This is a genomic window from Desulfonatronovibrio magnus (genome assembly GCF_000934755.1).
In the GTDB taxonomy this organism is placed as follows: domain Bacteria; phylum Desulfobacterota; class Desulfovibrionia; order Desulfovibrionales; family Desulfonatronovibrionaceae; genus Desulfonatronovibrio; species Desulfonatronovibrio magnus.
This window is the reverse complement of sequence record NZ_KN882175.1, coordinates 605,389-619,135: the sequence shown is the minus strand read 5'-3', so window position 1 is coordinate 619,135 and position 13,747 is coordinate 605,389. Positions and strand designations below refer to the sequence as shown.

At 42.6% G+C, this 13,747-nt stretch carries 12 protein-coding genes; all 12 read left to right on the top strand.

Translation table 11 applies throughout. From position 1 onward, the window contains the following. The first annotated feature begins 633 nt into the window (after positions 1 to 633). Positions 634 to 1,347 carry a UMP kinase gene (pyrH, locus tag LZ23_RS14590; RefSeq protein ID WP_045215201.1) on the top strand — a complete coding sequence of 238 codons (714 nt, stop codon included), beginning with the start codon at positions 634 to 636 and terminating at the stop codon, positions 1,345 to 1,347. A 1,172-nt stretch (positions 1,348 to 2,519) separates the two neighbouring features. Then, on the top strand, positions 2,520 to 3,074 hold the full coding sequence (gene frr, locus LZ23_RS14580; protein ID WP_045215198.1) for a ribosome recycling factor: 555 nt from the start codon (positions 2,520 to 2,522) through the stop codon (positions 3,072 to 3,074). A 1-nt stretch (position 3,075) separates the two neighbouring features. After that, the gene (gene uppS, locus LZ23_RS14575; RefSeq protein ID WP_045215196.1) at positions 3,076 to 3,777 is read left to right on the top strand and encodes an undecaprenyl pyrophosphate synthase; all 702 of its coding nucleotides are present in this window, start codon (positions 3,076 to 3,078) and stop codon (positions 3,775 to 3,777) included. Next, the gene (locus tag LZ23_RS14570; protein ID WP_045215194.1) at positions 3,774 to 4,577 is read left to right on the top strand and encodes a phosphatidate cytidylyltransferase; all 804 of its coding nucleotides are present in this window, start codon (positions 3,774 to 3,776) and stop codon (positions 4,575 to 4,577) included. Before uppS ends, LZ23_RS14570 begins: the two co-directional genes overlap by 4 nt. 12 nt (positions 4,578 to 4,589) lie before the next feature. Next, positions 4,590 to 5,792, top strand: coding sequence for a 1-deoxy-D-xylulose-5-phosphate reductoisomerase (dxr, locus tag LZ23_RS14565; RefSeq protein WP_045215193.1), 1,203 nt, complete (start codon positions 4,590 to 4,592; stop codon positions 5,790 to 5,792). 3 nt (positions 5,793 to 5,795) lie between these two features. Beyond that, positions 5,796 to 6,863 carry an RIP metalloprotease RseP gene (gene rseP / locus LZ23_RS14560; protein ID WP_045215191.1) on the top strand — a complete coding sequence of 356 codons (1,068 nt, stop codon included), beginning with the start codon at positions 5,796 to 5,798 and terminating at the stop codon, positions 6,861 to 6,863. A 9-nt stretch (positions 6,864 to 6,872) separates the two neighbouring features. Continuing rightward, positions 6,873 to 7,322, top strand: a complete 450-nt coding sequence (locus LZ23_RS14555; protein WP_157493238.1) for a hypothetical protein — start codon at positions 6,873 to 6,875, stop codon at positions 7,320 to 7,322. Between the two features lie 89 nt (positions 7,323 to 7,411). Next, positions 7,412 to 8,629, top strand: a complete 1,218-nt coding sequence (locus LZ23_RS14550) for a glycosyltransferase (RefSeq protein WP_045215188.1) — start codon at positions 7,412 to 7,414, stop codon at positions 8,627 to 8,629. A 251-nt stretch (positions 8,630 to 8,880) separates the two neighbouring features. After that, a complete protein-coding gene (locus LZ23_RS14545) occupies positions 8,881 to 9,813 on the top strand; it encodes a glycosyltransferase (RefSeq protein ID WP_045215186.1) in 933 nt (310 codons plus the stop codon). 214 nt (positions 9,814 to 10,027) lie between these two features. Then, complete coding sequence (gene tsaB / locus LZ23_RS14540; protein WP_045215184.1) at positions 10,028 to 10,750, top strand: tRNA (adenosine(37)-N6)-threonylcarbamoyltransferase complex dimerization subunit type 1 TsaB; 723 nt, start codon at positions 10,028 to 10,030, stop codon at positions 10,748 to 10,750. A gap of 86 nt (positions 10,751 to 10,836) precedes the next feature. Then, entirely contained in the window at positions 10,837 to 11,787 is a 951-nt protein-coding gene (locus tag LZ23_RS14535) for a flagellin N-terminal helical domain-containing protein (RefSeq protein ID WP_045215182.1), read from the top strand. Between the two features lie 156 nt (positions 11,788 to 11,943). Further along, positions 11,944 to 13,686: a flagellar filament capping protein FliD gene (gene fliD / locus LZ23_RS14530; RefSeq protein ID WP_052507406.1), complete on the top strand. Its 1,743-nt coding sequence runs from the start codon at positions 11,944 to 11,946 to the stop codon at positions 13,684 to 13,686. The last annotated feature ends 61 nt before the right edge of the window (positions 13,687 to 13,747 follow it).

The window sequence follows — 13,747 nt, the reverse complement described above, 5'->3', positions numbered from 1 at the left end:
TGAAGGCTGAAGGTTGGAAGGCTGAAGGGTGAAGGCGGAAGGTCCTGGAGATGTGATGCAGATGTTTATCTAAGTGATTTTGGATGTCTAAGTGTGCATAAATCTTCAATTAAAGAAGGTAGCTATTTGCAAGCCTGGCCCCAGGTCGTCCGGGTGAGGCGCTTATAAGCAACTAAAACCAAATTAGTAGCAAAATCAGACAGTTATAGTTTTCATTTTTTACGATTTTTGCTTATGATTGATGCACATTTGCCAGAAAAGTTTCGTCAAAGATGGGAACTTTGCGCTTGGCAAAGGGACTGTCCCTCGCTGTGTAAATTTTTTCATTAAGGCAAATTTTTTCCAGGAACCAATGCAGTATCAATCTTTTTTATAGTACCTCGAGGGGACTGTCCCAATTTTCAAATATGGGACAGTTCTTCAAGGTGGAGGCGGCTTCCAGCCGCCTGGGATTAAATAGCCTGCAGGATGCGGGCGCTAAGGCTTTTTTTAGTTACTCGCAAGTCTGGTCCCAGGTCGCCCGGGTGAGGCGCTTATAACTTTCAAGCTGCAGGCTTATATCGGTAACTCAAAACATAAACAGGCACTATACTTTTTTCAACCCGTGAAATCGCAGGACAACAGGCTCAGGACATGACAAAATTAAAATATAAAAGGGTTCTATTAAAACTCAGTGGTGAGGCATTGGCCGGAGATCAAGGTTTCGGTATTGACCCGGTCACGGTGAATGCCATATCAAAAGAGATTGTAGACTCTTCAGGACTGGGTGCTGAAATTGCTCTCGTTATTGGCGGGGGGAACATTTTTAGGGGCGTATCAGTGTCCTCCAAGGGCATGGACCGGGCTTCAGCAGACTATATGGGTATGCTGGCCACGGTGATGAATGCGCTGGCGGTCCAGGATGTTCTGGAGAAGATGGGAGCGGAAACCAGAGTTATGACCGCAATTTCCATGCATGAAGTTGCAGAGCCGTATATTCGGCGGCGAGCACTCAGGCATCTGGAAAAGAAAAGGATTGTGATTTGCGCAGCCGGCACTGGCAACCCCTTTTTCACCACTGACACTGCTGCAGCCTTAAGAGCCATGGAACTGAAGACTGATGCCATTCTCAAGGCAACTAAGGTTGATGGGGTGTATGACAAGGATCCGGTTAATAATCCTGATGCTGTCATGTATAGTAGGCTTACTTATCTTGATGTTTTGAAAAAACAGTTGAAGGTCATGGATTCGGCTGCTATTTCCCTGTGCATGGACAACAATATGCCAATAAATGTATTCAATCTTTTTCAGGCAAAGAGTATAAGCGGAGTTATTAGCGGTCAGGAAATTGGAACTGTTGTTCATTAGTTAGTGGCTTACAATTGTTATCGGTTAAGAGCTCTTCATCCAGGCGGCCCGGGACCGAACCTGTGAGTAACTTACGCCACTCGTTCCCAGGCTCCAGCCTGGGGACGTCTTGTTCTTGCGGCTCCAGCCGCTTCTTTGAAATGTGGCTTAAGCCACAAAAAAAGAGGTAATAGCCTTAACACGAGATTGCTTCGCTTCGCTCGCAACAAGGATTGCCGCGCTCGAAGACTCGCTCGCAATGACACCTGAGCTGTCAGAGATGTAGTTGCTGAAAACCTGTCACCCACGAGGGAGCCTAAGCGACCGAAGCAATCTTTATGGTAAAACCATAATGCTGTGAATTTATTGCTAATTTTGTTTTAGTTGTTTAAAAGCTCCTCACCCGGGCGGCCCGGGACCGAACCTGCGAGTAACTTTACGAATCTGTCACTTTTCTGAAAATTGGGACAGTCCCCGCGAGGTGCTTTAAAAAAGATTGATGCTGCATTGGTTCCTGGAAGAAATTTGCTTCAATGGAAAAATTTTCACAGCGAGGGACAGTCCCTGTGCCAGGGTGCAAAGTTCCCATCTTTGACGGAACTTTGCTGGCAAATGTGCATGAATCATAAGCAAAAACCATAAAAATGTGAAAATTGTAACCATTTGAATTTATTGGCAAAACTATTCCAGTTACTTGTAAGCTCCTCACCTGGGCGGACCAGGACCGAACTTGCGAGTAACTTTACGAGTCTGTCACTTTTCTGGAAATTGGGACAGTCCCCGCGAGGTACTATAATAAAGAATGATACTGCATTGGTTCCTGGAAAAAATTTGCTTAAATGAAAAAATTTACACAGCGAGGGACAGTCCCTGTGCCAGGCGCAAAGCTCTCATCTTTGACGGAACTTTTCTGGTAATTGAGAATCAATCATATGTAAAAATCTTAAAATTGTGAAAACTATAACCGTCTGATTTTGTTGATAATTTGATTTTAGTTACTTAGAAGTTAATAGTTCATTGTCGCAGGACAAAAGCCTGAATTCACTGCCTTACCCTGATAACAATTAACAAATAACAGATAACAGATAACAAATAACAAATAACAGATAACAATTAACAATTAACAAACAACTGGCAACTGTAAACTCCCAGGATTCAGATAAGAAACAGGCAAATACTTCAAGGAGGATGAAATGCAGGAAGTGCTCAAAGATTGTAAATCCAGAATGAAAAAAGCCATAGCCACCCTTGAAAAAGAGTTTTCCAAACTGCGGACCGGCAGGGCCTCCACTGGTCTGCTGGATGATGTTTTGGTGGACTATTATGGAACACTTACACCTCTTAACCAGTTGGCCTCAATATCTATTCCCGACAGCAGAACCATCTCCATTCAGCCCTGGGATCGTAACGCTTTTGCCGGGGTGGAAAAGGCCATTATGAAGTCTGATCTGGGGCTTAATCCTGTCAATGACGGAAAGGTTATCAGGATTAATATTCCGCCGCTGACTGAAGAAAGACGTAAAGACCTGGTAAAGCTTGCTAAAAAATATTCAGAAGACACCAAGGTAGCAGTGCGCAATGTCCGCCGTGATGCCAACGAGACCCTCAAGAAAATGAAGAACAGCAAGGAACTGACTGAAGATGATATGCACAAGGGGCAGGACGAAGTGCAGAAGATTACGGATTCTTTTGTGGAACAGGCGGATCAGGTTCTTGCTGAAAAAGAAAAAGAAATAATGGAGATCTGATCTGCTTAATCGAACACCCCGACATCTCGCTATCATCATGGATGGTAATGGCAGATGGGCTAATAAAAGAAATCTGTCAAGAAGTGAAGGTCACAATCAGGGAACCAGAGCAGCGCGGTCCATAGTTGAGGAAGTCAGGCGCTTAGAAATACCGTATCTGACTCTTTATGCCTTTTCCCGTGAGAACTGGGCCAGACCCAGGGAAGAAGTATCATTTCTTTTCAGCCTTTTGGGGCGCTTTATTCAGGGAGAGCTGCAAAGTCTTATCAAACAGGATATCAGGTTGAATATTCTGGGAGAGCTTGATGAGCTTCCGATGCCCACCCGAAAAGTGGTGAATCATGCCTGCTCCAAAACTAAATCATGCTCCAGCATGAATCTGAACCTTGCTTTGAACTACTCTGGACGCCATGAAATTGTCAGAGCCTGCAAGGCTGTCATGCAAAAAGGACTTTCCCCTGATGATTTGACTGAAGAAGTATTCAGTGAATATTTATATACAGCAGGCCAGCCTGATCCTGATTTAATTATCAGGACCAGTGGTGAGCTGCGCATCAGTAACTATCTGTTATATCAGTCTGCTTATTCAGAACTGTACTTTACACCAACGCTATGGCCTGATTTTACACCTCAGGAACTGCGTACAGCCTTAGAAGATTTTGCCACCAGGCAGAGAAGGCTGGGCAGGGTGGAATCCATATGAAATTTACCTCACATCAAAAAAGAATACTGACTGCCTTAGTGCTTATTCCACTTATGGGAGCAGTCATTTACGCCGGTGGTCTGATCAAGACCTTGACCATTGGTCTGGCAGGTTTTATTGGTCTGTGGGAATTCTACAATCTTTTCTGGGAGCGGGGCTCCAAGCTTTTTCTAAAGCTCACAGGAAGCCTTGGTGGAACTCTCTTTTTATTGGATACAGGCCTTGGCTGGACTGAGAATCCGGTTCTGTTTCTGGTGGTGTTTTTCTGGATCACCTGGCTTCTTTTTCTGATAGAATACAGCAGGAAAAAAGAACAGGCTGAATTTAAAGACTACCTTATTCTCATTGGGGGCATGTCTTACCTTCCTCTGGTATTGAGCCTTTTTTTCAACCTTGATTCAGTTCAGATTATAATTGTGCTTCTGGCAGTAGTTGCTTCGGATGCTGGTGCTTATTATGCTGGTTCATGGCTTGGGGGAAAAAAGATCTGGCCTGATGTCAGCCCCAAAAAGACCTGGGCCGGCAGTGCCGGGGGGATGCTTCTCTGTGTTGCTGTGGTGCTTGGCATGAGTCTGGCTTTTGGTAATTCTGTCTGGTGGCATTATCTGCTGCTTGCAGTGTTCATGAACATAGCTGCCCAACTTGGTGATTTTTTTCAATCTTCACTGAAGCGCTGGAATAATGTAAAGGACACAGGACATATACTGCCCGGGCATGGTGGAATTCTGGATCGTATTGACAGCCTGCTGCTGCTTTTGCCTGTTTTTGTTATATACAACACTTTATTTTCAGTATTTTAAGGTGGATAATCCTTGATATCATATATTTCACCCACCGATTCCCCTCATTTTAAAGCAAAAAAGCGAACAATAACCATACTGGGTTCCACTGGATCCATTGGAACCAGTTCTCTCAATGTAATTCGGCACAACAGGGATGACTTCCAGGTGGTGGGGCTGGCCGGTGCCAGGAATATTGAGCTGCTTGCGGAACAGGCCAATGAATTCAGACCTGGAGTTCTGGGGGTATATAATGAATCTTTGGCCGGGGAGCTTAGTTCCAGATTAGATTCAGGATATTGTCCTGATATTGTTTATGGTACATCTGGTTATGAAAACATGGCTATGATGGATGATGCGGACTTTATTATGTCTGCCATGGTTGGGGCGGCTGGGCTTCGGCCCACCATGGCAGCCGCGCAAAAGGGCAAGGTAATTCTGCTGGCCAATAAAGAGTCTCTGGTTTTGGCGGGAGATCTTATCGGCGAGACCTGCAATAAGTATCAGAGTGTAATATTGCCGGTGGACTCAGAACATAATGCTCTGTTTCAGGCCATGCAGGGCCATGAATTCAAGGGTGTGGAATCCATAATAATTACTGCTTCAGGTGGTCCGTTTCGAGGACGTGACAAAGCATTTATGAGCAAGGTGACACCTGAGCAGGCTTTGGATCATCCCAACTGGTCCATGGGTGCCAAAATCAGCATTGACTCAGCCACCATGATGAACAAAGGCCTTGAGGTTATTGAGGCTTGTCATCTTTTTGGTATTTCAACTGACAAAATCAAAGTGCTTGTGCATCCCGAGAGTATTGTGCATTCTCTTGTTGGCTATATTGACGGATCATTGCTGGCCCATATGGGAACACCAGATATGATGATACCCATTGCTCATTGTCTGGGTTTCCCGGGCAGGCTGCATACAGGTCTGGAACCATTAGATCTGACGGCTCTGGAGAGACTGACTTTTTTTGCTCCTGATTACCAGGCTTTCCCCTGTCTTAAGCTGGCATTAAAGGCTTTTGAGAGTGGCCCTGACTACCCCGTGGTGCTTAATGCTGCCAACGAAATTTGTGTTGAAGGATTTCTTAATAATAAAATTGGTTTTATGGATATCGCGCTTTTAAACGCTAAAGCTCTGGACGAACATGTTTCCAGCAGGGTCAATTCCTTAGAGCAGATTATGGAGCTTGACCTGAAAACGAGAAGCATGGTGCGGCAATGGATAGAGGCATAATGCATGATTGAAAGTATTGTAGCATTCATACTGGTACTTGGTGTACTGATTTTTTTTCATGAACTGGGGCACTTTCTTGTGGCCAGAATGTTCGGCATTGGAGTGTCAGTGTTCTCCCTGGGGTTTGGCCCAAAGCTGCTGGCCTTTAATTTTGGCAAAACCGAATATCGTCTTTCAGCCGTTCCATTGGGAGGTTATGTAAGTCTGGTGGGAGAGGCTGAGGATGCAGACTTGCCGGATAAGTTCAATAAGGAAGAAAGTTTTGCAAGGCGACCTCCGTGGCAGCGTATCCTTGTTGTGGCAGCCGGTCCGGTTTTTAACTTTGTTCTGGCCTGGTTTATATACTGGGGGCTTTTCTGGGCACATGGGCAGATGGAAATGCTGGCTCATATCGGACAGGTGGCAGATGACAGCCCTGCTTATGAAGCCGGACTGGAACCGGGAGACAGGGTAATAGCCATTAATGGCCATGAGATTCAAAACTGGGAAGAAATGGTTCAGTACATCCAGGGCAGCGGCGGAGATGCACTGTCTTTTCAGGTTGAACGCAGTGCCAATATACTGGACTTTGAAATCATACCTCATATGGCCACCCGTGAAAATATCTTTGGAGAAGAGATAATTACTCCTCAGGTTGGAATCATAGCATCAGGGGACACTGTAGAAATTCCCTTGAGTTTTACTTCTGCAGCTGCTGAGGGTGCGGCCCAGACCTGGATGCTCATGAAACTCACAGTAGAAGGCATTATTAAACTCATCGAGCGCATCATTCCCTTGGATAATATTGGTGGTCCCATAATGATTGCCCAGCTTGTGAGTGAGCAGACCCATGAAGGACTGACTAACCTGCTGGCTTTAACTGCGCTTATCAGCATCAATCTTGGACTGATAAACCTTTTGCCCATTCCAGTTCTTGATGGTGGGCACATAGTTTTTTACACTGCTGAAATGATTACCGGAAAACCTCTGAACGACCGCATGCGCCAGGTGGCCACAAGAATTGGCCTTGCGCTGCTGCTGGCCCTTATGAGTCTGGCCATATTTAATGATTTGTTGAGGATTTTCAGGTAGTTGCTTGAAATGCATATCAGGGATTTTTTCTACAAGTTTGCTTTAACTATTCGCTGCGCTCTGAATTGGAAACTTTTGCTTACCTACAGGCCAAGGATAGAAAAATATGGATGCAGTTTGCCTGCAGCAGCAGACAAAATCTGGACACCATGGTATACAGACGAATCAGGAAGACCAAGAGAGTTCTATCACAATGATGCAATGCCTAATTCAGTGATACATGCAGCCAGTAACTCCGAACTTTTGGAATATCATGAAGTACAAAATAGGCTGATGGGGCAAAACACAAATTTTGTTTTTCCAGGCTATAAGCCTCCAGGTCCTGACATACTTCTGCTGGATGGAAATCACAGGTCAGTCTCAGCAATGGTGGAGGGGCGAAAGATATCTATTGCCTTATACATCATTAAAGGACCATTGGATCCGTCTGTGCTTCCGGATTTACATCTTTGGCAGTAACTATTACGGGCTATGCTTCATCCCCGTAGAAAAAGCTTTGTTAAATTAATGTCAGATATCCCTTCTATCCCTCTGAGTTGATACCACAAATGCGTATTTTGCATATCGTCAATGATTATCTCCCCAATAGCAAAGCAGGGACTGAATACTATATTTCAGAGTTATCTGAAGCTCAAATGGAATTGGGTTACCTGCCCTCAGTACTGTACACAAAAATTTTGGAAGACAGCAATGTTAATCATGAACCCTTCTATATAATCACAGAATCTGAATACCAGAATATACCTACATATGTTCTGACCATACCCTTGTCCCATAAAAACTTACTATATAATTCATATCTTCTAAATACCCTAAAACCTTGGATGCAAGGTATGGACTTTAGTTTAGTTCATATACACAGCATGATAAATTATTCATGTTCATTAATAGATGTAATAGGTAGACATATTCCTGTTATGTTTACTTTTCATGACTTTTGGTTGTTATGTGCCAACGCAATTTTGATACATTCAGCAGGAAAGGTGTGTAGCGGGCCTGACACTCTTGATAAATGCGTCGAATGCCAGCGTGTTCATACCGATAATCTGTCTTCCGCCTGGCTGATACAAAGAAAAAATTACGCTGCTAAGGTTATGAAGCGTGTGAATCTCGGCATATGCCCATCAAGGTTTAGCCTGTTTAAATATAAAAAATATGGAGAACCTGACTTCAAAATTGTTCACGAATCTCTTGGTATGAAACCAGTTTCTATGACGAACTTTTCAAAAAACAATGGAGATCCTGTACGTTTTACATACCTTGGAGGGATCTGTTGGTTCAAAGGGTTAGATGTTGCTGTAAGCGCTTTTCGTGCGCTTAAGATTAACAATATCATTTTAAATATATACGGGCATATTTCCAGCACTCATTATTTTGAAAAGGTCATGGAAATAGCAAATGGCGACTCACGGATACAATACTGTGGCGCATATAGTAAATCTGATTTGGGATCCATATTCGAGTCCACTGACTGTGTAATTCTACCCTCACGTATCGAAAGTTACTCATTTGTTGTACGTGAAGCACTATCAGCAGGAGTGCCTGTCATAGCATCCAATGCCGGAGCCCTGTCTGAAATTGTTAAGCATGGAAAAAACGGTTTTTTGTTTAAGAGTGGCGATGGTGCAGACTTAGCAATGAATATTTTTAGGGTTGCTAAGGATCCAGAGATTTTGCTTAGTTTAAAATCAGGTATTAAACCGGTCAAGACAATTTACGATGATGCTGTAAAGATTGGTGAATACTATAGATCATTTATGAAATGATATTGGGTAGGAATTACTGTATGGTATGAAATCCCATCAAGGCAGATTATAGCACGTATGAAAGATCATTTTTTGGTAACAGCTTCATCTTTTGAATGTGGCTCGGGGGCTGGCTCATCCGGGATCTACTTGCTTTAAAAATTTCACATTCTGTATATCGGTCGATGCTCAATCTGGGCCGTTTTGCAAAGTCTTGATTTCTTTAAGCAAGACTAAGCTATTGATAGTATTGTAATTCTAAGAGGATGCTTATGGTTAACTCAAAAATGGTATACTCAGAGGACATTTTGGGCTTCTCGCTTGAAAATTTTCCACTATATGCTTTTATTTTTGCTTATAATGAGTCTGACATTATTGAGTCTACCATAAAGAATGCCTTTATCCAGGGATGTGACAAGGTGTTTGTCGTAGATCACTGTAGTGATGATAACACAGTGGAAAAGGCTATTGATGCAGGTGCTATTCTTTATGATCGATATAATTCTAAATATTTCGAAGAAGATCAAAAAGTGCTTATAGCTAATAGGTGTATGGACGAGGTTAGTAGTAAGGTAAATGAAAAGCACATTTGGTGGTTGTTTATTGATGCTGACGAATTGCCACATGGTCCTTTTGGCAAGACTATCAAGGAGTATATTAGATCTATTTCAACTGAATACAGGGTTATAGGTTCTACTTTCTTAAATCATTACCCAGGCAACAGCATTTATAAACCTGGATCTAACCCAGCATTTGCTTATCCCAAAGCTGAAATGGAAACCTTGTCATATTGTAACTATAATCACATGAAGCACCAGTTAATAAGGTATGACCAAGACCAGTCACGGATAATTATTGGACCTGGATATCATATTTTTGCTTGCGATTCCTGTCCTTTAGTAGAACCTATACATGGCATATTTACCCATCACTTTCCTTACAGGAGTATTAATACAACTTCAAATCGTTTGCGGAAAATAATTCTTGAAGATAAGCTTTTTAAGATGAAAAAAAAATTAAAAACAACTGAAAAAGAGCTGGCAAAAAATAAAAGTTATAATGATGTATTCAGAAGTAATCCTGATCAGCATCATTGGGAGTTGCGTTGGCAAAATATACGTCAGGCATATAGAAAACATAAAGAACTGTATCACTGGAAAGAGTTAGTGCCTCATGAACATGCTTTTTTTTCTGGATGGGAATAAAGATCTTTAGAATAAAAGTTATCAGTTATTTATGAATTGTGAAATAAAAAAGATCATGATTTCATGCGGTATTGCTGGATACACTTGTAAACATCCATAGTGTAGAAAGGTTTCATAAAATCAATATGTTGCACAATGAAATTTGACTCTGCAGTAAAGATGTCTGTTCAGTAAGCAGAATATCGCATAATAAATATTTCAAGTTGAGAAAGTCATGAGTAAAATATCAAGCTCTACCTCTTCCTCTTCCATTCATCTTGTCCTTAATTGTGCTGAAGCGCATTTACAGGTAGTTTTCGGTGAGGAAGAGCAGGTGCTATGGTCCGAGACTCTTTATGTACCTGGCCGGGCTATGAAGTATATTGCTCCAACCATAAAGTCCGGCCTGAACTTTCTTGGTATGGAACCATGTGAGTTAGCTGCCATATCATGTGTGGAAGGTCCGGGAAGCTTTACCGGAATCCGCATGATCTTTGCTCACGCTATGGGTATGGCTGCAGGAGCACAAGTTCCCATGGGCAGGATCTCTTACTTTGATGCTTTGGCGTATGGTCCTGGAAAATTATTGAAAAATCCTTTGTGGATATTTGTGCACTCCAGGATTGGCCAGGTCTATGCTGCTGCTTACAAGACTCCCGGTCTTGAGCTACTATATGCTCCTGCAAATATTGCACTGAGTAATGTGGCAAAAATTGCAGGTTTGGACACTAATGGCAAATTGAATATAATGGGCAGCGGCGTTCGCAGAAATTCTAATATTTTTAAACATGGCAATTTCAAAATTCTTGATCCTGTATGGGATAAAGCCTTACCTGAGTCTCTTCTTTGTCTAACCATTAAAGCTTCTAAAAGTTACCACTACCTCCTCCCAAGATACCTTCGTGCCTCAGACGCTGAAGAAAACTTAGCAAAAAAAAACAACTTCACCCTAAAGTAATTCCTCCCTGCGTCGATAAATAGTTCAAATCACAAGAACCAGGAATGGCAAGGACGCCGTTTCCAGACTTCAAGGAGGAATACACTATGTCAATGGTAATTAATTACAACGCAATGGCCAACAATGCGGCCAACAATCTTACGAATCATTATGGAAATCTTGCAACTTCAACCAGAAGGCTTTCATCGGGGCTCAGGGTAGGCACTGCTGCTGATGATGCAGCGGGTCTGGCAGCAAGAGAGCTTATGCGTGCGGATATTGCAGCACTGAACCAGGGCATTAGGAATGCCAATGATGGTATATCACTGATTCAGACAGCAGATGGTGCTTTGGGTGTTATCGATGAAAAGCTTATTCGTATGAAAGAACTTGCAGAACAGGCAGCTACAGGAACATATAACTCTGATCAGAGGCTCATCATTGACTCTGAATATCAGGCCATGGCTTCAGAAATCACCCGTATTGCCAATGCTACTAAATTTAATGGCATTTACCTGCTTAATGGAAATTTGTCACACAGTACATTTGGAGATAATCCAGATAAATGGTCCCCGAATGATCTTGATACATTGTCTCCCGATGGACCACTGAAAATTCATTTTGGGCCTACAAATCAATCAAAAGAAGATTACTATTATATTGAAATAGGCATTGCTACAGCCTCTGCTCTTGGTGTGGGTAATAGCTCAGATCCCAATAGAGCAAACCATAGCACCACTGAAAATAGTGGAGGTTACTCCATCTCAACTCAGCAGGGAGCACAGCAAGCACTGGAAACTTTAGATCAAGCCATTATATCCAAGGACAAAATAAGGGCTCAGCTTGGAGCGTTACAGAACAGGCTTGAAAACACCATAACCAATCTGCAGATTCAGTCCGAAAACCTGCAGGCTGCTGAATCTCGGATATCAGATGTTGATGTGGCTCAGGAAATGACACAATTTGTCCGTAATCAGATACTTACCCAGTCCGCAGTAGCCATGCTTTCCCAGGCAAACAATCTGCCCAGGATGGCCATGCAGCTTATCGGTGGATAAATTTTCCGCCTGGCAGTCAGGTTAAATAAGTATTATTCAGGCAGGGGCTGGTTTGCGCAGAGGGCGTGATCCAGCCCCTTTGTCTTTGGGAACTTTTATTGCAAAACTCTCTTATGGATAAATCTAACAGGAATAATTTTCCCGGGAGTTGAAAGTATGCCAGATACAATGGAAATGGAAAATCTCATATCAGGAAGCATGCATTTTACCGGCCTTGGTTCAGGTACTGATTTTAACCAGATGGTGGAACAGCTGGTCAAGCTTGAACAGCGGCGAGTTGCGAGATGGGAACTTTGGAAAAGTGACTGGGAGGAGAAGGTAGAAGCCTTTCAGGAGCTTCAGACCAAAATGGTATCATTAAGAAGCAATCTGGCAAGCATGGACTCGGTGAATAAGTTTTTTGTCAAAGAGACAACTTCCTCCAACCCAGGAGTGGTTAGGGCAACTGCCAACAGTGATGCTGAAGAAGGGAGCTATAATATTGAGGTAGGCAGCCTGGCCCAGAATCATATTGTTTTTTCCAGAGAAGGTTTTGCCAGTACTAGTGACCCAGTCAATCAGCCTGGAGAGGACAAGTTTGCCTATTCTTACGGCGGCAAGAGAGTTGAGCTGGAGCTGCCGGAGAACACCAGTTTAAATGGCTTTGTGAATATGATTAATAGTGACCCCAATAATCCTGGAATTAGAGCAAGCATAGTAAACCGGGGAGATGAGTACTTTTTGCAGCTTCGGGGCATGGATCAGGGTAAGGATAATGTCATTGAGCTTACATATGCTGAAGATGATGAAGGGAATCCAGAAGAGGGTCGCACTTTGTCCAAGTTTTTTGATATTGATGGCGAAAAAATGGATACCAGCCAGGCAGCACAAAATGCAAAAATTAAAGTGAATGGCTGGCCTGTAGATGAAACTGATGAAGAGGGCAATATTGTTAATCAGGTCTGGATAGAGAGAACTTCCAATTCTTTCAGTGATATTGTTGAAGGAGTGACACTTAATATATATAGTGAAGGTCTTGCTCAAATCAATATTGAAAATGATCAAAAGGCAATAAAAGAGCAGGTTTATTCTTTTGTTGACCAGGTTAATGAAGTCCTGGATTTAATCAACAGCCAGACAAAGGTAAGTGAGTCAGGTAAAGGATCTTTGCTTACTGGAAACTATGGTCTGCAGATGATTGAAGCCAAGCTCAAGAGTGTTATGTCGTCCATAGGCATAGGCTTTGATCGCCAGAAAGGAGGCGATAACTTACCTTCCATGTCTACAATAGGAGTAACTATTGACGCTGAAAGGGGATCTCCAACTTTTGGCAGATATATTATTGATGATGAAGTTCTGGATCATGTTTTGAAAAATGATCCAAGAGGAGTAGCAGAGCTGATAAGTGGTAACCTGGAGCCTGATACAAAAAGTCAGGACTTCAGATTCGGTACTCTTGTCAGAGGTGTTACCAGGCCTGGGCTTTATGACGTGGAGTATGAAATCGATGGAAATGGCAAAATAATTTGGGCCACAATTGATGGCAACACTGCTGGCATTGATGGCAACTTCATTACTTCAAGAGAGGGCGATTCAAGAGGTTTATCAATTCAGGTTGATAATCTGAATCCCGGAGAATATAAAGGAAATGTCAGGCTCAAGTCAGGAAAAGTAAACGAAATGCGTGATATTCTCAAGGATCTGACCGACTCCAGTAATGGTACTTTAAAGATTCTGGAAAGAAATTATGAAGATATTATGCGCAATATTGATAATAAAATAGATTTTGAACAAAGAAGGCTTGACAGATTTGAACGTGACCTGCGCATGAGGTTTGCCAGACTGGAAGAATTGCTCGGGTATTACGATGGTTTGCAGAATGCCATGGGTTCTCAGATACAGTCGTTGAATTTTGATTAATTTTTTCAAGCAAAACACTAAAGAAATTGCTCTTGCGGACGATACAGTACTTAAGCCGCGT